General features: G+C 57.0%; 21 protein-coding genes. 6 read left to right on the forward strand and 15 right to left on the reverse strand.

Going from position 1 to position 21,623, the window contains the following annotated elements:
- The first annotated feature begins 260 nt into the window (after positions 1-260).
- Positions 261-3,719, forward strand: a complete 3,459-nt coding sequence (rne, locus tag HFD95_RS03365) for a ribonuclease E (RefSeq protein WP_167429824.1) — start codon at positions 261-263, stop codon at positions 3,717-3,719.
- Between the two features lie 400 nt (positions 3,720-4,119).
- Here rne and flgL read toward each other — a convergent pair whose 3' ends face one another.
- The 11 genes from flgL to flgB all read right to left on the reverse strand — a co-directional run bounded on the left by flgL (position 4,120) and on the right by flgB (position 14,091).
- Positions 4,120-5,085 (reverse strand): flagellar hook-associated protein FlgL, encoded by a 966-nt coding sequence (flgL, locus tag HFD95_RS03370; protein ID WP_033766930.1) that lies wholly within the window; start codon positions 5,083-5,085, stop codon positions 4,120-4,122.
- 14 nt (positions 5,086-5,099) lie between these two features.
- A complete protein-coding gene (flgK, locus tag HFD95_RS03375; RefSeq protein ID WP_010669846.1) occupies positions 5,100-6,749 on the reverse strand; it encodes a flagellar hook-associated protein FlgK in 1,650 nt (549 codons plus the stop codon).
- Positions 6,750-6,872: 123 nt separating this feature from the next.
- Positions 6,873-7,835 (reverse strand): flagellar assembly peptidoglycan hydrolase FlgJ, encoded by a 963-nt coding sequence (gene flgJ / locus HFD95_RS03380; RefSeq protein ID WP_010246357.1) that lies wholly within the window; start codon positions 7,833-7,835, stop codon positions 6,873-6,875.
- Positions 7,835-8,944 carry a flagellar basal body P-ring protein FlgI gene (locus HFD95_RS03385; protein WP_031592460.1) on the reverse strand — a complete coding sequence of 370 codons (1,110 nt, stop codon included), beginning with the start codon at positions 8,942-8,944 and terminating at the stop codon, positions 7,835-7,837. The genes flgJ and HFD95_RS03385 overlap by 1 nt, the downstream gene beginning before the upstream one ends.
- Positions 8,945-8,953: 9 nt before the next feature.
- On the reverse strand, positions 8,954-9,664 hold the full coding sequence (locus HFD95_RS03390) for a flagellar basal body L-ring protein FlgH (RefSeq protein WP_167429825.1): 711 nt from the start codon (positions 9,662-9,664) through the stop codon (positions 8,954-8,956).
- 60 nt (positions 9,665-9,724) lie between these two features.
- Positions 9,725-10,507: a flagellar basal-body rod protein FlgG gene (gene flgG / locus HFD95_RS03395; protein WP_003849881.1), complete on the reverse strand. Its 783-nt coding sequence runs from the start codon at positions 10,505-10,507 to the stop codon at positions 9,725-9,727.
- A 17-nt stretch (positions 10,508-10,524) separates the two neighbouring features.
- A complete protein-coding gene (locus HFD95_RS03400; protein ID WP_010669843.1) occupies positions 10,525-11,280 on the reverse strand; it encodes a flagellar basal body rod protein FlgF in 756 nt (251 codons plus the stop codon).
- A gap of 20 nt (positions 11,281-11,300) precedes the next feature.
- A complete protein-coding gene (gene flgE, locus HFD95_RS03405; protein WP_033779427.1) occupies positions 11,301-12,557 on the reverse strand; it encodes a flagellar hook protein FlgE in 1,257 nt (418 codons plus the stop codon).
- A gap of 26 nt (positions 12,558-12,583) precedes the next feature.
- Entirely contained in the window at positions 12,584-13,258 is a 675-nt protein-coding gene (flgD, locus tag HFD95_RS03410; protein ID WP_010669841.1) for a flagellar hook assembly protein FlgD, read from the reverse strand.
- A gap of 12 nt (positions 13,259-13,270) precedes the next feature.
- Positions 13,271-13,675: a flagellar basal body rod protein FlgC gene (gene flgC / locus HFD95_RS03415; RefSeq protein ID WP_013357440.1), complete on the reverse strand. Its 405-nt coding sequence runs from the start codon at positions 13,673-13,675 to the stop codon at positions 13,271-13,273.
- 2 nt (positions 13,676-13,677) lie between these two features.
- Positions 13,678-14,091 carry a flagellar basal body rod protein FlgB gene (gene flgB / locus HFD95_RS03420; RefSeq protein ID WP_009090882.1) on the reverse strand — a complete coding sequence of 138 codons (414 nt, stop codon included), beginning with the start codon at positions 14,089-14,091 and terminating at the stop codon, positions 13,678-13,680.
- A 154-nt stretch (positions 14,092-14,245) separates the two neighbouring features.
- Here flgB and flgA point away from each other — a divergent pair, with 154 nt between their 5' ends.
- The 3 genes from flgA (at position 14,246) to flgN (ending at position 15,755) form a co-directional block, all read left to right on the forward strand.
- Positions 14,246-14,905, forward strand: a complete 660-nt coding sequence (gene flgA / locus HFD95_RS03425) for a flagellar basal body P-ring formation chaperone FlgA (RefSeq protein ID WP_010246373.1) — start codon at positions 14,246-14,248, stop codon at positions 14,903-14,905.
- Positions 14,906-15,009: 104 nt separating this feature from the next.
- Positions 15,010-15,318, forward strand: a complete 309-nt coding sequence (flgM, locus tag HFD95_RS03430; RefSeq protein ID WP_010246375.1) for a flagellar biosynthesis anti-sigma factor FlgM — start codon at positions 15,010-15,012, stop codon at positions 15,316-15,318.
- A gap of 5 nt (positions 15,319-15,323) precedes the next feature.
- Positions 15,324-15,755: a flagellar export chaperone FlgN gene (gene flgN / locus HFD95_RS03435; RefSeq protein WP_010246377.1), complete on the forward strand. Its 432-nt coding sequence runs from the start codon at positions 15,324-15,326 to the stop codon at positions 15,753-15,755.
- Positions 15,756-16,061: 306 nt separating this feature from the next.
- On the opposite strand, the gene murJ is transcribed toward flgN, so the two are convergent.
- From murJ to rimJ, 4 genes are all read right to left on the reverse strand, one after another.
- Positions 16,062-17,600 carry a murein biosynthesis integral membrane protein MurJ gene (murJ, locus tag HFD95_RS03440; protein WP_089414332.1) on the reverse strand — a complete coding sequence of 513 codons (1,539 nt, stop codon included), beginning with the start codon at positions 17,598-17,600 and terminating at the stop codon, positions 16,062-16,064.
- A gap of 122 nt (positions 17,601-17,722) precedes the next feature.
- On the reverse strand, positions 17,723-18,643 hold the full coding sequence (locus HFD95_RS03445; RefSeq protein ID WP_167429826.1) for a Gfo/Idh/MocA family protein: 921 nt from the start codon (positions 18,641-18,643) through the stop codon (positions 17,723-17,725).
- Position 18,644: 1 nt separating this feature from the next.
- Positions 18,645-19,283, reverse strand: coding sequence for a YceH family protein (locus HFD95_RS03450; protein ID WP_167429827.1), 639 nt, complete (start codon positions 19,281-19,283; stop codon positions 18,645-18,647).
- Positions 19,284-19,296: 13 nt separating this feature from the next.
- Complete coding sequence (gene rimJ, locus HFD95_RS03455; protein WP_158131842.1) at positions 19,297-19,890, reverse strand: ribosomal protein S5-alanine N-acetyltransferase; 594 nt, start codon at positions 19,888-19,890, stop codon at positions 19,297-19,299.
- Between the two features lie 299 nt (positions 19,891-20,189).
- Here rimJ and grxB point away from each other — a divergent pair, with 299 nt between their 5' ends.
- Positions 20,190-20,837 (forward strand): glutaredoxin 2, encoded by a 648-nt coding sequence (grxB, locus tag HFD95_RS03460; protein ID WP_010246388.1) that lies wholly within the window; start codon positions 20,190-20,192, stop codon positions 20,835-20,837.
- Positions 20,838-20,951: 114 nt separating this feature from the next.
- Complete coding sequence (locus HFD95_RS03465; RefSeq protein WP_010246390.1) at positions 20,952-21,515, forward strand: lipoprotein; 564 nt, start codon at positions 20,952-20,954, stop codon at positions 21,513-21,515.
- The last annotated feature ends 108 nt before the right edge of the window (positions 21,516-21,623 follow it).

Raw genomic sequence — 21,623 nt, forward strand, 5'->3', positions numbered from 1 at the left:
CACTTAGCGGGCTGCGGGTTGCGGCCTGGACAACAGTATGGGATGCACGGGTTTTCTTTATTCTCTCAGGCATTTCCACTATCTGGTGCTGTTTTCCCTTATGAAAAACAGGCCACCGACGTTATTTGCGCCCCTCGCGCGGTCGACAGCCGTGAGGTTGACGACATTGCACTAAGTCACGGGGCCATCGGTTGATACTCGTCCAGGGTAACTATGCCCGCAGCTGTAATCACTCATGAAAGAATAACGAGTAAGTCACGATGAAAAGAATGTTAATAAACGCAACTCAGCAGGAGGAGTTGCGCGTTGCCCTGGTTGACGGTCAGCGTCTGTACGATCTGGATATTGAAAGTCCTGGACACGAGCAGAAAAAAGCCAACATTTACAAAGGTAAAATCACTCGCATTGAACCCAGCCTTGAAGCTGCGTTTGTCGATTACGGCGCAGAGCGTCACGGTTTCCTCCCGTTAAAAGAAATCTCCCGCGAATACTTCCCCTCCAGCTATAACGCGCATGGTCGTCCGAATATTAAAGACGTGCTGCGTGAAGGTCAGGAAGTCATTGTTCAGATCGATAAAGAAGAACGCGGCAATAAAGGCGCTGCGCTGACCACCTTTATCTCTCTGGCGGGCAGCTATCTGGTACTGATGCCGAATAACCCACGTGCAGGCGGTATCTCTCGCCGTATCGAAGGTGACGATCGTACCGAGCTGAAAGAAGCCCTGTCGGCGCTGGAACTGCCGGAAGGCATGGGCCTGATTGTCCGTACTGCGGGCGTCGGTAAATCAGCCGAATCGCTGCAGTGGGATTTAAGCTTCCGTCTTAAACACTGGGAAGCGATCAAGAAAGCCGCTGAAAACCGCCCTGCTCCGTTCCTGATCCATCAGGAAAGTAACGTGATTGTGCGTGCCTTCCGCGACTATCTGCGTCAGGACATCGGTGAAATCCTTATCGATAACCCGAAAGTACTGGAACTGGCGCGTCAGCATATCGCTGCGCTGGGCCGTCCGGACTTCAGCAGCAAAATTAAGCTCTACACCGGTGAAATCCCGCTGTTCAGCCACTATCAGATCGAATCGCAAATCGAATCCGCTTTCCAGCGTGAAGTCCGCCTGCCTTCCGGTGGCTCGATTGTGATCGACAGTACCGAAGCGCTGACCGCTATCGATATCAACTCAGCACGTGCAACGCGCGGCGGTGACATCGAAGAGACGGCGTTCAACACCAACCTTGAAGCGGCCGATGAGATTGCTCGTCAGCTGCGTCTGCGTGACCTGGGCGGCCTGATCGTTATCGATTACATCGATATGACGCCGGTACGCCATCAGCGCGCGGTTGAGAATCGTCTGCGTGAAGCTGTCCGTCAGGACCGCGCCCGCATTCAGATCAGCCACATTTCACGTTTCGGCCTGCTGGAGATGTCCCGTCAGCGTCTGAGCCCGTCATTAGGTGAATCCAGTCATCACGTCTGCCCACGCTGTAGCGGCACCGGCACCATCCGTGATAACGAGTCACTGGCGCTGTCGATCCTGCGTCTGATTGAAGAAGAAGCGCTGAAAGACAACACCAAAGAAGTTCACGCCATTGTTCCGGTTCAGGTGGCCTCTTACCTGCTGAATGAAAAACGTGAAGCGGTTAACGCTATTGAAACACGCCAGGGTGGCGTGCGGGCTATCATCGTTCCTGATGACAAGATGCAGACCCCACACTACTCCGTGCTGCGCGTGCGCAAAGGCGAAGAGACGCAGACCCTGAGCTATCATCTGCCGAAGCTGCATGAAGCCGAAATGGCGATGCCGTCGGAAGAGGAACATGCTGAACGTCGTCGTCCTGAGCAGCCTGCTCTGGCCGCGTTTGTGATGCCTGATGCGCCTCCGGCACCGGTAGAAGTTGAGCCAGAAGCGCAGCGCGCTGAAGCCCAGCCAGCCGCAAAAGCAGCACCTGCTGTGGCTGCGCCTGCTACCGTCAGCACCGGCTTCTTTGGCCGTCTGCTTGGTGGCCTGAAAAAAATGTTCGCAGGCGAAGAAGCCCCTGCCGCCGCACCCGTGGCCACTGAGGTTGCAGAACCGCAGAAAGCGCCTGAAAGCGAGCAGGAAAACGGCAACGGCCGTGGCGAGCGCCGCAACAACAATAACAACCGTCGTAACAATAATCGTCGTGAGCGTACGCCGCGCAACGGAGATAACGCGCAGTCGCGTGAAGGCCGTGAACCACGCGAAAACCGTGAGCCTCGTGAAAACCGCGAACCTCGTGAAAGTCGTGAACCGCGCGAAAGTCGCGAGCCACGTGAAAATCGCGAGCCGCGCGAGGGTAACGATAATCGCCGTAACAAGCGTCAGTCCCAGGCTGGTGAAGTGCGTGAAGAGCGTCCGGCACTGAGCGAAGAAGCGCGCCAGCAGCGTGATGAGCAGCAGCAACAGCGCCGTGAACAGCGTGCTGAGCGTCAGCGTCGTCGTCAGGAAGAGAAACGCGCCGGTGAAGAAGCCGCCAAAGTGGCTGAGCAGCCGGTAGTGGTAGCCGACGTTCCGGACGTGACCGAGCCGCAGGATGATGAGCGCGTACAGGTTATGCCGCGTCGCAAGCCGCGTCAGCTGAACCAGAAGGTGCGTGTTGATGATAACCGTCCACCTATGCCAGCCGAAGCCAGCGACTTTGCCCAGCCGGCTGAAGTGCGTCAGCCTCAGCAGACAGACGTGGCTCAGCCGCAGCCTGAGTTCCAGGCACCGCAGGGTGAAGAGCAGGATGACAACGACAACCGTGATAACGCCAATATGCCGCGTCGTTCACGTCGTTCGCCTCGTCATCTGCGCGTCAGCGGACAGCGTCGTCGTCGTTACCGTGATGAGCGTTATCCGACTCAGTCAGCAATGCCGCTGGCCGCTGCAGCTGCATCACCAGAGATGGCATCCGGTAAAGTCTGGATCCGTTACCCGGTGAGCCAGGCCAGCGAAGAGCAGGTTCAGAATGTGACTCACGAGACGCCAGCGTACAACCGCGAAGAGACAGCAGACGCCGCCAGTGCGCTGCCCGTTGCTGCCGCAGTTGAATCTGTTGCTCAGGAAGCGCCAGTGCAACAGGCCGAGCCGCAGGCAGAAACGCCAGTGCCGGTCGTGAACACTGACGATACCCGTGCTATCGACGCGCCGGTTAACGAGCAGCCTTCCGTTGTTCCGGCGGCAGATGAAGCAAAAGCGGAAGCGGTAGCAGCCGAAGCCGTGCCTGCTGAGCCTGTCACCGAAGCGCCGGTTGTGACACCTGCGGTTGAGACTGCACAGCCTGCAGCGGTTGCAGAAGAAGCACAGCCTGCGGAGGTTGCTGAGCAATCGGCTACCGACGTCAGCGAAGCGATCGCAGCAGAAGTTGAAGAAGTTCTGAATGCGCCGGTCGCTGCTGAAGCTGAAACAGCGCCAGTTCGTGAACCTCATGCTCCGGTGGCCGCACGCGATGTCGCCCCTGCAGCACCGGTGACTGCGGCCGAACCTGTTGCATCAGTACCTGCAACGGCATCCGAGCCTGCAACGGCATCAGTGCCGAATGATGGTACGCGCTGGAAGCATTTTGCCTCTGCGCCGATGACTAAAGCGCCTGCGCCAGTCTGGCAGTCAGAACCGGCACCGCACAGTGACTGGGTGCGTGCACCGTATGAGTTCGACGGTCGCGGTTCTGCGGGTGGTCATAGCGCCACACATCATGCCACAGCCCCGGCGACCAAGCCGTAACGCATAAACTGTTGTGAACTGAACCCCGGCCTGCAAGCCGGGGTTTTTTTATGCCTGCGATTCTGCCCGCCAGCGGACAGAGGATAATTAACCTCCCCTCCTCGCTTATCAGGAATCAGGAAAGTGTGTGCGTGTGTGCGTGTGTGCGTGTGTGCGTGTGTGCCTGAAAGCGTGAAAGCGTGAAGGCGTGAAGGCGTGAAGGCGTGAAGGCGTGAAGGCGTGAAGGCGTGAAGGCAAGACTGACATGCGAGCAGCCTGTCGCTGTAAATCAACCCGGTTTAATTTCTATGGTTCCCACCACCGGCTGAATCGCAGGCAAAAAAATCCCACCCTCCTTTAGCGGGAGGGTGGGAAAAAGTAAGCGTATCCGGTTAAAGTACGCTCAAAATTTCAGGTCAGACTACGAGTTCATCTGGAACAGGGACATCTTAGACATGTCGGTAAAGGTCTTATAGGACGCCTGTAATGCCGTCTGCTGCATGGTGTAGTTAGAAGCTGCTTCGGTTAAATCCACGTTAACCAGGTCACTCATCTGCGAGCTGTAAATCACACTACGGTCATCGCCCTGGGCATTCAGCGTGTCGATCTCTGAAAGCTGGGTACCAATCTCAGAACGCACGGTTAAGACATTATTCAGCGAGTTACCCAGGCCACGGTTGGTTTTATCCATCGCCGCCTGGAAGGTCTGTTTGGTTGCGGCGTCAGCATCATCCTGCGGCACTTTCAGCGCAGCAATGGCGCTATCCAGCATCTTAAACACATTCGTTTCGCTGGCGCTGCCATCCGGCTCTTTGGTGGCATTGCCGGAGATCGCCATAAAGATATTGTCACCGGTATGGCCCACAGTCATGGTACGGCTGGTATCGACCTTCTGAGTGATCGCCTCGGTGCCGCCTGCGTAGCCGACGCCGGTGCCTGCCGCATCCACAAATGGCGCACTGTCAGTTTTATAACCGGCAAAAATATAGCGGCCATTGGCATCCTGGCTGTTTGCCTGGTTCAGCAACTGGGCGCGGATACCCTCCAGCTGGGTAGCAATCGAACCACGGTCATCGTCGCTCAGCGTACCGGTTGAACCGTTGACGATCAGCCCTTGGGCAGCAATGATCCCATCGGTGACGCCTTTCAGCGTATTCTCTTCCAGTGACAGACCCTGCTCGGCAAAGGTACGCGCCAGCGCATACTGCTTTCCCTGCTGCTGGGTTTGTGACAACACGACAGCACGAGACGCGGCAATCGGATCGTCCGAAGGATTATTCACACGGCGGCCGCTGGAGAGCTCCTGGCCTGATTTCAGCCAGGAGGCCTGTGAGTCAGTGATGCCACGCACCTGCTGCTCAAAAATCATATTTGTACTGATTCGCATGTTATCTCCTGCCCTTAGCGAATATTGATCAATGCATTAAACACGGTGCTGGCAGTCTGCAGCACCTGCGCATTGGCCATGTAATATTGCTGATATTTGGTCAGGTTGGCGTACTCCTCATCGAGGTTTACCCCAGAGACCGATTGCTGGCGCTGGGTCAGCTGACTGACCACGCTTTTCTGAGTGGTGCTGGTGGTTTCCAGTGAACTGGTTTTGTTACCCACACTACTGACGATGGTGGCGTAGGCCTGAGACAACGTGGCGTTGCCGCCGACCAGTTTCACATCCTGCAGATTCAGCAGTTTTTGCGCATTACGGTTATCACTCTCACCACCTACGGCACCCGCGGCGGCCACCTGCGATTCACTGGTGATCGCGACTGACATATCGTTGATGGCGTTCTGGACCGGCTTCACCAGGAAACTGTCTTTGGCAGCAGGTGCAGGCGTGCCGGCGACGGTCAGTTTCAGACCGTCAAAGCTCAGCGTGGTGTTGCCACTGGCATCGGTACCTGGCGTGATGGTAACAGCCGTACTGTCTGAGGCGCGGGTCGCGGTCCAGTTATTGCCGTCATAACTCACGGTGTAATTGGATGCTTTCAGTGCACTGGTATCGGTCCACTCAGCGGTGACGGACGCGGCGGTGCTGTTTTTACTGTTGCCCACCACGATCGGGCTGCCGATATTAAAGAAATCGACGCCCTGATTGCCTTTGCTATCAAAGCCCTGCTTGTGAACATCGTTGAAGCTGGTGGTAAACGCCGCCGCTAACTGACCCAGCTGGTTCTGTGCCAGATCCAGATCCTGAGTACGGAACGCCAGCAGACCGCCCAGCGAACCGGTGGTGATCAGCTTCTCCGGGATCTCGACGTTGCCCGCCTGTTTATCGACATAGCCGATGGTAGTGCGTGTCGGATCGCTGCTGGAAGGCATCGCCACCAGATCGTGAGATTTGTCGCCGTTCACCAGCGTCAGGCCATTGGCCATCGCGACCGTGTAGCCGCCATCCTGCTGCGATACCGTCACACCAACCACGTTATTCAGGGTATTCACCAGCTGATCGCGCTTATCGAGCAGATCGTTAGGTGCGGCACCGTTTGCCGTGCTCAGTTTGCCAATCTGTTTGTTCAGATCGGCAATCTGGCTGGTGATGGTGTTGACCTGCTTGATGCTGGAATCGACATCGGCATTGACGCTGTTCTGCATATTGTTCAGGTATTGCGCTGATGTCTGGAACTGGCTGACCAGCCCCTGCGCATTGCTGAGCATCGACTGACGCGCCGACGGATCGTTGGCGTTGCTGACCACGTTCTGCAGGTTAGTAAAGAAGCCCTGCAGCGAGGTCGACAGGCTGGTAGTCGAGGTCGACAGCAGATCGTCAATGTTAGAAATCTGGCTGTGCTGGGTGCTTACCGCGCTGTAGTTCGCGCTGGAACCGCGCAGCTGCGTAGCAATAAACGCATCATATTCACGTTGTACACCGGTGATATTCACGCCGTTACCATAATAGCTATTGCCCTGCAGGGTACTGTTCGCCTGCGCCAGTACCGTGGTCTGACGTGAATAGCCCGCCACGGTGTAATTGGAAATGTTGTTACTCGTGGTGCTCAGAGCGGCCTGCGCGGCACTCAATCCGCTCATCGCGGAGTTAATTATGCTGGACATCTCGGTTCCTTACGTTCCCCGTCAACCGGGCTGGCAGACATCAAAGTGGGCGCCAGCAGGCGAAAACGCTTCTGGCTATAGGGATGTTATCGGCTTGCTAAAGTGAAACTTGAGGCGCAATGATCAGAACAGGTCGCCCATATCCTGACTGTAAGCTTTGACGACTTTGTCGCCCATACTTTTGAATTGCTGAATCATTCCCACCAGCTTTTGCGCATATTTTGGATCGGTGGCATAACCGGCCGCCTGTAAGGCCTGCGCACCCTGCTCTGCGCTTGAGGCGTTCGTCACCGCCGCATAGCGTGGGTTTTTGGTCAGGAGTTTGACGTAGTCGGTCAGCGCCTCGAAATAGGAGTTATAGACGCGGAAGCTGGCACGCACTTTCTTCGCTTCGCCCTGCTCATATTCGGTGGTCATGATATCGGTGGTGTCACCTTTCCAGTCGCCGCTGGCTTTAATCCCGAACACGTTGTAGCTCGGTTTGCCGTCGCGGGTCAGGATCTGACGCTGGCCCCAGCCCGACTCCAGCGCAGCCTGCGCCAGAATCAGGTGATGAGGAATGCCACTCTGCTGGCTGGCAGCCTGCGCCGGTTGCGTCAGCTGGGCGATAAACTCGCGGCTGTCACTGGGCAGACCCGTCGGTGAAGCGACCGGCGGCAGACGCGGCATTGCCTTACGCACAATCTGCTCCAGCTGCTGCGCGGGCAGTGGTGTTGCCCCGCTGGTGCTGAGAATAAAGCTGTTATCCAGCTTCATCGGCACCGTACCGGCTTTTTCATCCGGCGCGGTGGCGGGCTGCATCTGTTTGACGATGGTTTCCGCCAGGCCGAGGCCGCGCTTCCCCATCTCCTGTGCAATCTGCTGGTCATACATAGAGGTAAAGAGTTTGGTCTGCTCGTTGCCCATAATGCCGTCCTGCGGCAACGCCTCGCGCATACTCTTCAGCATCATCTGTACAAACATCCCTTCGACCTGACGCGCCACCTGCAACGCTTGTCCTTTCGGATCATTGCTGGCCTGGCGTTTCAGTTCATTCAGGGAACGGCTGTCGAAAGCCGAACTCGTCAGAGATTGCATATCAGCCATCAGATAATTTCCAGTTTGGCACGCAGACAGCCGGCACTCTGCATCGACTGCAGAATTGACATCAGTTCGATAGGTGACGCACCCAGCGCATTCAGCGCACGCACCACGTTGTTCAGGTTAGCGCTGGCGTTGACGCGTTGCAGCGCACCGCCGGTCTGGCGCAGATCGATCTGAGTCTGCGTCGTCGCCACCGTCTGACCACCGGCCAGTGGAGTATCAGGCTGACTGACGTTCTGCTGCTGGTTAACCGTCACCGACAGGTTGCCCTGCGCCACTGCACACTGATTCAGCGTCACTTCACGGTTCATTACCACCGAACCGGTACGGGAGTTGATGATGACTTTGGCATCTTCAACCGGGATCGACACATTAATGTTCTGGATCTCAGCCAGCAGACGCACCTGCGCACCATTATTAGGCGATACGCGGATCTGCACGGTACGGGCATCCAGCGGCTGCGCTGCGCCGTAGCCGCCACGGGCGTTAATGGCATCAGCAATTCGCTGCGCCATCGAGAAATCTTCGCTGTTAAGCTGCAGGTTAATGGTGTTCTGCGTACCAAAGTTGCTCTGCAGTTCACGCTCAACGGTTGCACCGCCGGTGATACGGCCACCGTTCAGCTGGTTAACCTGAACACTGCTGCCGCCCGCTGACGCACCCGCGCCACCGACCAGGATATTACCCTGCGCCAGCGCATAAACCTGGTTATCGACCCCTTTCATCGGCGTCATTAACAGCGTGCCGCCGCGCAGACTTTTGGCGTTACCCAGCGACGAGACCACCACATCCAGGTTCTGTCCCTGACGGGCAAACGAGGGCAGTTTAGCGGTGACCATGACGGCCGCCACGTTCTTCAGCTGCATGTTGGTTCCGGTGGGAACGGTAATACCAAGCTGTGACAGCATGTTGCTCACTGTCTGGGTAGTAAATGGCGTCTGGGTAGTCTGGTCACCGGTGCCATCCAGCCCCACGACCAGGCCGTAGCCCAGCAGCTGGTTATCACGAACGCCCTGTACCGTGGTTAAATCACGAATCAAATCGGCTTTTGCCAGCAGGCTGAAGCCCAGCAGCAGCGCCAGCCCGGCGCGTAACAGCGTTAACTTTTTCATTGAAACCTCTTACATCGGCGAGATGTTCAGGAAGAAACGCTGGAACCAACCCATGGTCTGCGCCTCATTGATGTAACCATTTCCGACGTACTCAATACGTGCATCGGCGACAGCGGTAGATAACACGGCGTTACTGGCGCTGATGGTGCGTGGGTTGACCACGCCCGAGAAGCGAATGAACTCCGTGCCCTGATTAATGGCGATCTGTTTTTCACCGACCACGTGCAGGTTGCCGTTTGACAACACCTGATCCACGGTGACGGTAATGGTGCCGGTAAAGGTGTTATTGGCGGATGCGCCACCTTTACCTGCGAAATCGTTTTTGCCTTCGGCGCTGAGGTTGGCTTTTTCACCACCTGCACCCACCAGGCCTGCCAGACCGGTCGGCACCGCGCTCACACCAAAGCTGTTGCTGCCATCGCGGCTGGCATTGGCTGAGGAGCTTTTGCTGGCGCTGACGTTTTCCTGCAGCGTAATGGTCAGGGTATCGCCAATGTTGCGTGGACGGCGATCCTCAAACAGCGGCTGATAGCCGTAGTTAAGCGGCGCGACGCCCTGGAATATAGAGCCGTTGACCACCGGTGGCGCGGACGGCATTGGTTGCGCTGTAGTTGCACCTTCGACCAGCGGGGTACGCGGGACCAGGGCACATCCGTTGAGAGTTAGCAGCAACGAGGCGACTAACCAATGTCCAGGCTTGAAAATCTGTTGCTTCGCCACGGCGTCACGACCTTATTAATGTCTGTCATTCAGGCCAGCACGGGCTGGCCCTGTTCGGGATTAAAGCTGAGTTAATTTCGCCAGCATCTGATCAGAGGTACTGATCGCCTTGCTGTTGATTTCGTAGGCGCGCTGCGTCTGGATCATGGTGACCAGCTCTTCCGCTACGTTAACGTTCGAGGTTTCGGTATAGCCCTGATAGAGCAGGCCCGCGCCGTTCTGGCCTGGCGTGCTGTCCGTCGGAGCGCCCGATGCCTGCGTTTCCTTGTAGAGGTTTTCACCCACGCTATCGAGACCGGCGTCATTCATAAAGGTGCTCAGGGTTAACTGACCGACCTGCGCGGCCTGGGCCTGTCCCTGCTGCGTTACGCTGACCACACCGTCACGCGACACCGTGATGCTGGTGGCGTTAGCCGGAATGGTAATGCCTGGCTGTACCGGGAAACCGGAGTTGGTCACCAGCTGGCCGTTCTGATCAACCTGAAACGCGCCGTCACGGGTATAAGCAGAGGTGCCATCCGGCATCTGAATCTGAAAATAACCCTGGCCGTTAATGGCGATATCTTTTGAGTTGCTGGTCTGCGACAGGTTGCCCTGCGTATGCAGACGTTCAGTGGTCACCGGACGTACACCGGTACCGATCTGCAAACCCGATGGCAGCGTTGTCTGTTCTGATGACTGGGTGCCCGGCTGGCGCATGGTCTGGTACATCAGATCTTCGAACACGGCACGTGAACGCTTAAAGCCGTTGGTGCTGACGTTTGCCAGGTTGTTGGCAATGACGTCCATGTTCATCTGCTGCGCATCAAGACCGGTCTTAGCGATCCATAAAGAACGAATCATGTTGTTATCCTCGTGCCTTAGCCCATGCTCAGGAGCTGGTTGGCTTTTTGTTCATTTTCGTCGACGTTGGTGATGACTTTCATCTGCATCTCAAAACGTCGGGCGTTGGCGATCATATCGACCATGGTTTCTACCGGTTTAACGTTGCTGCCTTCCAGCACGCCAGGCATCACCTGCATGGTGGCATCAGCCTGCAGCGCGGCACCGCGGGTCGCCTGCGTCGACGCAGTAGGCCGGAACATGCCGTCATCACTGCGCTGCAGCTCCTGCCCGGTTGCCCTGACCAGCTTCAGCTTGCCCAGCTGAACCGTGGCGTTCGGTGAATCACCGGCATTCAGCCCGGTGATCGAGCCGTCGGCTGCAATGGTGATTTCAGTGCCCTGCGGGATCACAATCGGACCGCCATCGCCCATCACAGGATTGCCCTGAACCGTCAGCGTACCGGTCGGACTGATTTGCATATTGCCGTTGCGGGTATAGGCTTCGCTGCCGTCAGCGGTACGCACCGCCAGCCAGCCATCCTGCTGCACCGCCACATCGAGCGGACGCTCGGTGTAATCCATCGCGCCCTGACTCATGTCGGCGCCCGGTGTCGAGGCGGCGACCAGCGTACGGGTTGGCAGCGACCAGCCACTCACCGGCACGGCGCGCAGCGCATTCAGCTGTGCACGAAAACCCGGTGTAGAGGCGTTGGCGAGGTTGCTGGCGGTAACCGCCTGCTGATCCAGCGTCTGGCTGGCCGCGCCCATCGCGGTATATATCGCGTGATCCATATGGCAATCCTGTTAGCGAATTAACGTAAGTTAACCAGCGTGTTGAGAATCTGGTCCTGAGTTTTGATGGTCTGCGCATTCGCCTGATAGTTACGCTGCGCGACGATCATGTTCACCAGCTCTTTACTCATGTCGACGTTGGAAGATTCCAGTGCGCCAGCTGTCAGTGAACCAAAGGTGCCGGTATTCGCCAGACCGACTGCCGCCTGACCAGATGCACTTGAGGCAGACCAGACGTTGTCTCCCTGAGACTGCAGACCTTCCGGGTTAGAGAAGCTCGCCAGGACAATCTGACCCAGCAGCTGGGTTTTCTGGTTTGAGTAGCTGCCGGTGATGGTGCCGTCATCATTGATCGCGTAGCTGGTCAGATCGCCAGGCGCATAACCATCCTGGGTCGGGCTGCCAAAAGTGGTGCTGCCGGTGTTCTGCTGCAGGCTGCCCAGCATGCTCAGGTTGATCGGCTGATTGGCGACTGCGCCATTCGCTCCGCCCACGTTCAGCGTCAGGCCGACGGTGCCATCGGTCGTCGTGCTGACGACAGCGCCGGTGGCATCCAGCTTAGAGACGCTGGTCAGCTTACCGCTGGTGTCAAACGCCATTCTGAAGTCACCCGCTGAACTGCCGGTGTTGCCATCAATGGTACGCACGGTCCAGCTGTTGCTGGTGGTGTCTTTCACGAAATACATGTCGAGCGCGTGGTCATTACCCTGCGAGTCGAACACGGTTGCCGTGGTTTTCTTGTTGTAGCTGTCTGCGTTCGCCGTCGAGAAGGTGGCCACAGATGGCGTTTTGTCCGTTGAGTTCAGGTTGGCAACCAGACCGGCGGTAGTGGTCGCACGGGCTGACATCTGCTCGGTAGGAATACGCAGCGCCACCGGGTTAGCACCTGCCTGGATAGTGGCCGGTGAACCGCTGGCCGGATAGCCGGTCACGTTCAGACCCTGGGTGTTGACCAGGTTACGGTTGGCATCCAGCGTTAACTGACCATTGCGTGAATAGAAGACGCCGCCGCTGCTGTCGGTCATACGGAAGAAACCGTTACCGCTCAGTGCAACGTCCAGGCCACGGCTGGTGGTGGTGGTCGCGCCGTCGTTAAAGTTCTGGATTACCGCAGCAACTTTGGTACCGAGGCCGACGTTAGAACCGGCAAACATATCGGCAAACGCGATGGTGCTCGATTTAAAGCCCGCAGTGGCGGAGTTGGCAATGTTGTTACCGATGACATCAAGGTTACTTGAAGCAGCACCAAGGCCGCTGACCGCTTGGGAAAATGACATGTGTTTGTTTCCTGTCTACAGGTTAATCAGAGAATCTGACGTACGTCGTCAAGGGTGGCGGAGCCCATGGTGCCGAGATCCAGTTTTGTGGTGTTGTTCGCAGTACTCACCCCATTGACGTAGGCGTAGTTAAGCGGTTGTGCCACCAGTTGTGTGTTGCCATTGCTTGCGGCAATCGCAACGCTGTATTTACCATCCGGGGCGACAGAGCCATCTGTCAGCTTGCCGTCCCACGAGAAGGTGTGCACGCCAGCGCTCAGCGCGCCCAGATCGACGGTGTCGATCACCGTGCCACTGGCATCTTTAATGGTGGCCGATGTGCCGGTTGAAGCGGAGGCCAGCTCAACGCCAAATGGCGTTGTGGTGCCGTTGCCTACCAGAACCTGTCCGCCATTGACCATTACGCCATGCCCAATCAGCGTGGAGCTCTGCAGCGACTGGCTGGTGCTGATCTGGCCGGAGATCGATCCCAGCGTGGTATTCAGTTTTTCAATGCCGCTCAGGGTATTGATCTGTGCCAGCTGCGTGGTGAGCTGACTGTTATCCATTGGATTGGTGGGATCCTGGTTCTTTAACTGCGTCACCAGCATGGTCAGGAACTGATTCTGCAGATCCTGCGCATTGTTGCCGGTGCCACTGGTGTTAGAAGAGCTAAGGACCGTGGGGTCCAGTCTTTCGTTAACGCCTACCGCGATAGCCATAATTTTTCTCCGTTATTGCCCGATCGTCAGGGTTTTCATCATCATCGACTTCACGGTGTTGAGCACTTCGACGTTGGCCTGGTAGCTGCGTGACGCCGACATGGTGTTGACGCTTTCAGAGACCACATCCACGTTCGGCATCTTCACGTAGCCTTTGGCATCTGCCATCGGATTACCCGGGTCATAGACCAGCTTGGCCGGTGTAGGGTCATCCACGACTCTTGCCACTTTCACGCCGCCGGTGGCTGAGCCTGGTGCCGCATCGGTCTGGAAAACCACCTGCTTTGCCACGTAAGGCTTGCCATCGGGGCCGGTGACGCTGTCGGCGTTCGCCAGGTTACTGGCACTGACGTTTAATCGCTGTGATTGCGCGGTCATCGCTGAACCGGCAATGTCAAAAATATTCAGCAAGGCCATAATTATTGTCCTTGTAACACGCTCATCATGCCTTTGATCTGGCTGCTGATGAGGGTGAGGTCGGTTTGATATTTCAGGCTGTTATCCGCGAACTGCGTACGCTCACGGTCCATATCTACGGTGTTGCCGTCGGCAGAAGGCTGGTCAGGAATGCGATAAAGCATATCCATCGATGGCACGCCGTTTGTCTGTGCTTCAATGTGGCGAGCTGACGTGACTTTTAACGCCATGCTGCTGCCTTCCGCACGACCATTGGACATCACCCGACTCAGCTCGCTGGCAAAGTCGATATCCCGGGCCTGATAACCAGGGGTATCGGCGTTGGCAATATTTGACGCCAGGATCTCCTGACGTTGAGCACGCAGGTTGAGGGCCTCCGTACCAAATTTCAGCGCCGCATCCAGTTTGTCGAGCATGTTTCCTCCGCGTATGAGAATTTCGAGCTCGCAGCTTAATTTGAAAATGCAAGGGGTCATCGTCTGAATAAGGCCTCAAATGACCGCTATTTTGACAATTAAGGATTTTTCTTAAGGGGTACACTCGTCGCCATCATCAGTGAGGAAATGCACAATGCGTCGATATCTGACCCTGCTGACCAGCCTGCTGGTCGCGATCGCCCTGCCGGTTTCCGCCGGAGATCTCAATGCACAACTGAATCAATTTTTTAAAGCGCGTGACGCCCAGCATGCTGATGGCATGGTCGTGGTGGTACGCACACCGCAGGAACAGTGGCCAGCCTGTGAGGCACCACAGTTCACCCTGCCCGGCAACAGCCGGTTGTGGGGCAATATGAGCGTGGCGGCAAACTGTGGTGAGAACCGCCGTTATATTCAGGTACAGGTGCAGGTCACCGGTTCCTATCTGGTGGCGAACCGGCTGCTGAGCCAGGGCAGTAGCGTGAGCGAGAGTGATTTCACTCTGCAGACCGGCCGCCTTGATACTCTGCCTGCCCGCGCCCTGCTGAATGCGGACTCGGTCGCAGACGCTGTGGTGCTGCGCGATATCCAGCCAGGACAGCCGATTAATCCCTCCACGCTGCGTCAGCCGTGGCGTGTCAAAGCGGGTCAGAATGTGATGGTGATTGCCAGCGGTGACGGCTTTGACGCCAGCGGTGAGGGCAAGGCGCTGAATAACGCCGCCCGATCGCAGTCGGTCCGGGTCAGGATGGGAAATGGTCAGATTGTCAGCGGTAAGGTACGCGAGGATGGGAATATTCTTATAACGCTGTAAAGTGTTAAAGAAGCCAGTAGTGCTGCCGATAGAAGAATCAACGAAGCGATAACGCTATTCTGATTCAGGTGGCAGACTTCCCCTGACCGTACAGGAGCCCGAACATGAGCATTGACAGAACGCAACCTCTGAAACCCGCCAGCACCGTACAGAGCCGCGATAGCAGTGAGTCCGGCAGCAGCAAAGTGCGCCAGAGCGCCAGCCCGGTGGCAGCAGCCACGACCCCTGCAGCAGCCCAGGTCAGCCTGAGCAGCGCGCAGTCGCAGCTGATGCAGCCGAGCAGCAAAGATATTAACGTCGAGCGCGTTGAACAACTGAAAACCGCCATTCGTAATGGCGAACTGAAGATGGATACCGGCAAAATCGCCGATGCGCTGATTGCCGACACCAAGGCGTATTTAGAGGGTAATTAGTTCCCATGAGTAATTTGCAGACCACCTTAGATAAGATGCAGGACGTGCTGGCATCGCTCTCAGCCGTGCTGGAAGAAGAGCAGCAGCAGCTGGCAGCCGGAAACATTAACAGCAATCTGTTGCAGCGTATTACCGAAGATAAAAGCGCGCTGCTCAGTACGCTGAACTATCTGGATGAGATGCGCCGCACCGCTGAGCAGAGTCAGGCGACATCGGCACCTTATCGTGGTCAGAACGACATGGCGCGCCGCTGGGACACTATCCAGCAGCATAGCCGTCGTCTGCAGGATGCCAATGTTCATAACGGCCTGCTGCTGCAACACCAGATCCGCTACACCCAGGATGCGCTTGACGTGCTGAAGCCGCATCAGACCCAGGCCTTTTACGGCCCGGATGGGATGGGTAAAGGCCAGGCGACGTTAAGTCGCAAAGCCTGAACCGGAAAGTAGCGAAAAAAAATCCCGCCTGGTGCGGGATTTTTTATTGGTGCGTTTTTTCCTTCACCATGATGAGCTTTAAAATTGAGCCTGCACAGGGAACAGGGGCAGATCGGAAAGACGCTAAAGCCAATCCCTGGCCGCTCGGCCCGCGCGATTACGCACCTCATCCCTGAGGTGCGCCCGTTGCCGGGCCAACGCGTTGCGTTGTTCAAAAACGCTCCCGGCGTTTTTGTCCATGGCGCGGGACGCTTTCCTCCTCTGCCCCTGTTCCCTGCGCGTTGAATTTATTTATTGCGGCAAGCTTTACACAGCGGTGCGACGCGCATAGTCACGCAGCCGGAAGCCCAGCAGCCCCAGCGCCAGGAAGTAGGCTCCGCCGCCCACACCACAGACCGCGGCCAGGCGCAGCAGCCGCCACAGCATCGATCCCTGCTCCCAGGCTGGCATCCACTGCAGCATGGCAAACAGCGCGCCTGCCATCACCACTACGGCTATCAGCAGGCGGAGCAGGAAGCTGCTCCAGCCCGGCTGCGGCATAAAGATATTCTTCTTACGCAGCTGCCAGTAGAGCAGCGACGCATTCAGACAGGCTGCCAGCCCAATCGACAGTGACAGACCGGCGTGTTTAAGCGGACCAATAAACGCCAGGTTCATTACCTGCGTCATGATCAGCGTGATAATCGCGATTTTAACCGGCGTTTTGATGTCCTGACGGGAATAGAAGCCCGGAGCCAGCACCTTGACCACGATCAGCCCCATCAGTCCGACGGAGTAGGCGATCAGGGCGCGCTGCGTCATCAGAGCATCAAAGGCAGTGAATTTGCCGTACTGGAACAGCGCCACGGTCAGCGGGCCGGAGAGCATGCCCAGCGCCACCGCGCTGGGAAGCGCCAGCAGGAAACAGAGGCGCAGACCCCAGTCCATCAGCCGGGAATATTCATCATGGTTGCCGCTGGCAAAACTTTTGGCCAGCGACGGCAGCAGAATGGTGCCCAGCGCCACGCCCAGCACCCCCGAGGGGAACTCCATCAGGCGGTCCGCGTAGTACATCCAGGAGACCGAACCTGAGACCAGAAACGAGGCGAAGATGGTATTGATGATCAGTGAGATCTGACTGACAGAAACGCCCAGAATGGCAGGTCCCATCTGACGCATGACCCGCCAGACGCCCGCATCACGCAGATTCAGGCGTGGCAGCACCAGCATCCCGAGCTTCTTCAGGTGTGGCAGCTGATAGCCGAGCTGCAGCACGCCGCCAGCCACGACGGCCCAGGCCAGCGCCATCACCGGTGGGTGGAAGTGCGGCGCGGCAAACAGCGCAAAACCAATCATGCTGACGTTCAGCAGGGTCGGTGCAAAGGCCGGTACCGAGAAGCGGTTCCAGGTGTTCAGCACCGCACCCGCCAGTGACGCCAGCGAAATCAGCATAATGTAGGGAAAGGTCACCCGCAGCAGCGAGCTGGTGAGCGCAAACTTATCGGGACTGTCGGCAAAGCCGGGTGCCGTCACCATGATGACCCAGGGCGCAGCAATCATGCCCGCCACCGTGACCAGCGCCAGCGCCAGCGTCAGCAGGCCCGAGACGTAAGCCAGGAACAGTTTCGTCGCCTCTTCGCCCTGCTTGCTTTTATATTCAGCCAGAATGGGCACGAAGGCCTGAGAAAAGGCGCCTTCAGCAAAAATACGCCGCAGCAGATTGGGAAGTTTAAACGCAACAAAGAACGCATCGGTCGCCATTCCGGCGCCAAACACCCGCGCCACGATGGCATCACGGGCAAAGCCCAGTACGCGGGAAAACAGGGTCATAGAACTGACCGCTGCCAGCGATTTCAACAAATTCATAATTGACGGCGCATCCTGAAAAGAATCGGCAAAAAAGGAGAATTAGCGCGGGCACCCAGAAGATGCCCGGCGACAGTCTACTGCCACGGAGGGAAATGACCAGCACGGAGTGTTACAAGGCGTTATTCCTGCGTCGCCTCACGCCACAATTTTTCCACCACACGCTGCGCCATCAGCGCCTGCTCACCGCTGGTTTCAGGCTTCGTCTGATTTTGTACGCAGTCGATGAAATGGCGAGCCGCACCGCTGAAACCGCGCTGGGTCAGATGACTCTGCCAGGCGGGCGGTGGCGTAATCAGCATCCCGTCACGCCGTTCTTCCTGCCAGTCGCGCATTTCACTGATGTCGATGCACTTACCGTCACATACTGCGCTGACCCGCTCGCGCTGACTGCCTGCGCGCCGGTGCATACTGGTGGTAATCGACAAGCCCTCAACAGCGAAATGGTGCTCGGCATAGAGCATCTGCCCCTGTTCGTTGGTGTCGATGCGTCCCTGAACCTGGCGAAAAGGTTTCCCACCCAGCCAGAGGGCGGTATCCACCACATGCAGATAGTCATCGAGCAGGGTAAAGCGGAAATCCTGTGGCCCGACGCTGTCGCTACGGTGCTTTTCAATCCGCAGAGAAGCGGCGTCCGCCATCTCCGCCCGCAGCTGCTGATAGCGCGGGGCGAACCGCCGGTTAAACGCCACCATCAGTTTACGCTGCCGTTTTTCCGCCAGCGCCACCAGCGCCTCAGCCTGCTCCAGGGTTTCAGCCAGCGGCTTATCGACGCAGACATCCTTTCCTGCCAGCAGCAGCGCCCTGACCACTTCATAGTGCGTGGCGGTGCTGCTGTGGACAAAGACCGCGTCGCAGGCAGCGGCTAATTCATTCAGCGAACCAAAATATGGCATGCGATAGCTGTCACAGACCGGCCGGGCTTTGGCCTGGTTCGGGGAAAACGCCCCTGCCAGGGTCCAGTCCGTCGCCGCCGACAGCACCGGCAGCCAGGCTTTCTGCGCGATACCGCCTAATCCCACCATGCCAATACGTAAGGTCATCTCAGCTCTCCGGTTGCAGCAGTTGGGTGAGTTGTGCCTGAAGCGCTGCAAACTGCTGTTCCAGCGTTGCGACGCGCGCCGCCAGATCGCCCTGCTCTTCCGACGCGTTTGCGGTCTGCGTCTGGTCAGGCTCATCGCCCAGCAGATGCATAAAGCGACTTTCGCGCCTGCCAGGTTCACGCGGCAGACGGATCACCTGAGCACTGTCGTCGCGCTGCATCAATCCTTCCAGAGTTTGCTCAACTTCGCTGACATCACTGAACTCGTGCAGACGGCCGCTGCGGGTACGCAGTTCGCCTGGCGTCTGGGGCCCGCGCAGTAACAGCATCGTCAGCAGAGCAACTTCTGCGCTGTTAAGCTTTAGCGTGCCAAACGCGGAGTTGCAGAAACGCTGCTCATATTTCAGGACCCGCTGCCCGGCGGCGCTGCTGGCGGTGATCAGATGCCGTTTTTCCAGCTGATCGAGCTGATCCTGTACCTCACTTTCGCTCAGCTCCATCACCGGCTCGCGGTTCGATTTCTGGTTACAGGCCACCACCACGCCATTCAGCGACAGCGGATACTGTTCCGGCGTGGTGACCTGCTTCTCCAGCAGGCAGCCCAGCACGCGCATCGCCTGCGCCGATAAAGTCATCTTCATGCTCGCATCCTCATTATTGTCCACGCCGGTCAGGCGTCCATTCCCGCAGGGTTAAGGCTGTCAGCACGTGATCCTGCCAGCGTCCGTCGATCAGCAGATAATCTTTCGCGTAACCCTCTTTCTCAAAACCGAGTCGCGCCAGCAGATCGCCGCTGCGCTGGTTGTGCGGCATGTAGTTAGCCATGATGCGGTGAATATGCTGCTGGCGCTGCATATAGCGGATTGCCACCTGCAACGCTTCAAACATGAACCCCTGCCCCTGCCACTTTTCACCCAGTGAATAGCCGAGGTAACAGGCATGAAAGGATCCGCGCAACACATTGCTGAAGTTCGCCACTCCCCTCACTTCGGTTTCATCGCTGTCCATTAAAATGAAATAGAAGGCCGAACCCTGCTTATGCATGTCGGAAATCAGCCCAAGCCGCGCCTGCCAGCCCGAAGGGTAGCAGTGGCTGTCATCACGCACCGGCTCCCACGGTTTTAAAAACAGGCGGTTTTCCGCGTAGTAATCTGCCATTCGCCAGGCATCACGCTCGTGAACCAGACGGACCACCAGCCGATCGGTGGTTAATCGCACCCTGGGCGCGGCAGAACGATAGCCAAACATCCTGACTCCTGAAATCAATGGCTGATAGAGATGAGCCGTCATTACCCGGCTTTCACTATAACCGCCGCCTGGGCTCCGGTAAAACGTTACAGCGGTTTAGCGATAAAGAGGCTGATTTTGCTCGGGTCGCACCGCGGATAACCCCTGCTGCAGGCGGCATCACCAGCGGATCCTGCAGCGCGCCTGACAGGCAGGTTTGCCCTGTAGAGTAATCTCTTCCATACTTTTTACGAGCCCGAAAGCAGGATGAATTGATTCACTCTGTTAAACACTAAACCTGTAAAACCCGGGAGATCAGGATGAAGCTCTATATCTACGACCACTGCCCTTTCTGCGTTAAAGCGCGAATGATTTTTGGCCTGAAAAACAAACCGGTTGAGCTGGTGGTAATGCTCAACGACGATGAAGAGACGCCGAAACGACTGATCGGACAGAAAATGGCGCCCATTCTGCAGAAGCAGGATGGCAGCGCGATGCCTGAAAGTATGGAGATCGTACACTATGTCGATCAGCAGGATGGCGAGCCGCTGATCATCGGCGCGCTGAATCCGGCGATCGGCGACTGGCTGCGTCACATGAACAGCTATGTCAATAAACTGCTGCTGCCGCGTATTGCAGAGGCGGCGTTTGCCGAATTCGCGACGCCGGAGGCGCGTGACTATTTCCGCAACAAAAAGCAGGCGAGCATCGGTGATTTCGACACGCTGAAAAGTCATTCTGCCGGCCTGATTAAGAACGTCAGCGACGATCTGCGCAAGCTGGACAAATTAATCGTCCAGCCCAATGCGGTGAATGGCGAGCTGTCCGAAGATGATTTTAATCTCTTCCCGCTGCTGCGCTCTCTGACGCTGGTGGCCGGAATCGACTGGCCGAGCCGGGTCGCTGACTACCGCGATAACATGGCTAAACAGACCCAGGTGAATCTGCTCTCCTCGATAGCTCACTAACCCCTCCCGATGAGAGACGCTGCGGCGTTTCTCATCTCTTTCCTGATGACACCCGCTACGCATTCAGGCAGGCTATGGCCTGTTTATTGGCTCTGATATTCAGGATAAAGATCGATGAAAAAGGCTTTTTTCGGGCTGACTGCCCTGTTGATCGCGCTGCTGGTGAGCGGCTGTAATCAACTGACGCAATACACCATCAGCGAACAGGAAGTAAACCAGGCGCTGCAGAAGCACAACAACTATGAGAAAGATATTGGCGTTTCCGGGCTGGTTAATGCGCACATCGTCCTGAACAATCTGACCAGTCAGATTGGCCGTGAAGAGCCAGGCAAAGTGACGCTCTCTGGCAATGCTAAAATCAATGTGACGTCACTGTTTGGTCCGCAGCAGGCCGATATGCAACTGAAGATGCGTGCTCAGCCGGTCTATGACCAGCAGCAGGGTGCAATCTATCTGCGCGATCTGGAAATTGTTGATGCGCAGGTTGCTCCGGAAAAAATGGCCTCCATTATGAAAACGCTGACGCCTTATCTGAATCAGTCGCTGAAAAACTACTTTGATCAAAAGCCGGCTTACGTGCTCAGCGCCGACCGCAGCAAAGGCGAGTCGCTGGCGAAGAAATTTGCCAAAGGACTGGAAGTGAAACCTGGCGAACTGGTTATTCCCTTTACGCAGTAATGCCAGTCAGTTAAGCGACAGGTGACAACGAAGTCTGGTGCCGCTCAGGGGCTGGCGGTCCTCGCGCCGCTGCGCGGTTCCTTCACTTCATTCGCCTGCCTGACGGAC

Source organism: Pantoea sp. EKM10T, from assembly GCF_011800685.1.
Lineage (GTDB): Bacteria > Pseudomonadota > Gammaproteobacteria > Enterobacterales > Enterobacteriaceae > Pantoea > Pantoea agglomerans.

Bases quoted from the DNA above. Each gene is read 5' to 3' on its own strand.
- rne (WP_167429824.1), top strand. From the start codon at position 261: ATGAAAAGAATGTTAATAAACGCAACTCAGCAGGAGGAGTTGCGCGTT.
- flgL (WP_033766930.1), bottom strand. From the start codon at position 5,085: ATGCGAATCAGTACAAATATGATTTTTGAGCAGCAGGTGCGTGGCATC.
- flgK (WP_010669846.1), bottom strand. From the start codon at position 6,749: ATGTCCAGCATAATTAACTCCGCGATGAGCGGATTGAGTGCCGCGCAG.
- flgJ (WP_010246357.1), bottom strand. From the start codon at position 7,835: ATGGCTGATATGCAATCTCTGACGAGTTCGGCTTTCGACAGCCGTTCC.
- HFD95_RS03385 (WP_031592460.1), bottom strand. From the start codon at position 8,944: ATGAAAAAGTTAACGCTGTTACGCGCCGGGCTGGCGCTGCTGCTGGGC.
- flgG (WP_003849881.1), bottom strand. From the start codon at position 10,507: ATGATTCGTTCTTTATGGATCGCTAAGACCGGTCTTGATGCGCAGCAG.
- HFD95_RS03400 (WP_010669843.1), bottom strand. From the start codon at position 11,280: ATGGATCACGCGATATATACCGCGATGGGCGCGGCCAGCCAGACGCTG.
- flgE (WP_033779427.1), bottom strand. From the start codon at position 12,557: ATGTCATTTTCCCAAGCGGTCAGCGGCCTTGGTGCTGCTTCAAGTAAC.
- flgD (WP_010669841.1), bottom strand. From the start codon at position 13,258: ATGGCTATCGCGGTAGGCGTTAACGAAAGACTGGACCCCACGGTCCTT.
- flgC (WP_013357440.1), bottom strand. From the start codon at position 13,675: ATGGCCTTGCTGAATATTTTTGACATTGCCGGTTCAGCGATGACCGCG.
- flgB (WP_009090882.1), bottom strand. From the start codon at position 14,091: ATGCTCGACAAACTGGATGCGGCGCTGAAATTTGGTACGGAGGCCCTC.
- flgA (WP_010246373.1), top strand. From the start codon at position 14,246: ATGCGTCGATATCTGACCCTGCTGACCAGCCTGCTGGTCGCGATCGCC.
- flgM (WP_010246375.1), top strand. From the start codon at position 15,010: ATGAGCATTGACAGAACGCAACCTCTGAAACCCGCCAGCACCGTACAG.
- flgN (WP_010246377.1), top strand. From the start codon at position 15,324: ATGAGTAATTTGCAGACCACCTTAGATAAGATGCAGGACGTGCTGGCA.
- murJ (WP_089414332.1), bottom strand. From the start codon at position 17,600: ATGAATTTGTTGAAATCGCTGGCAGCGGTCAGTTCTATGACCCTGTTT.
- HFD95_RS03445 (WP_167429826.1), bottom strand. From the start codon at position 18,643: ATGACCTTACGTATTGGCATGGTGGGATTAGGCGGTATCGCGCAGAAA.
- HFD95_RS03450 (WP_167429827.1), bottom strand. From the start codon at position 19,283: ATGAAGATGACTTTATCGGCGCAGGCGATGCGCGTGCTGGGCTGCCTG.
- rimJ (WP_158131842.1), bottom strand. From the start codon at position 19,890: ATGTTTGGCTATCGTTCTGCCGCGCCCAGGGTGCGATTAACCACCGAT.
- grxB (WP_010246388.1), top strand. From the start codon at position 20,190: ATGAAGCTCTATATCTACGACCACTGCCCTTTCTGCGTTAAAGCGCGA.
- HFD95_RS03465 (WP_010246390.1), top strand. From the start codon at position 20,952: ATGAAAAAGGCTTTTTTCGGGCTGACTGCCCTGTTGATCGCGCTGCTG.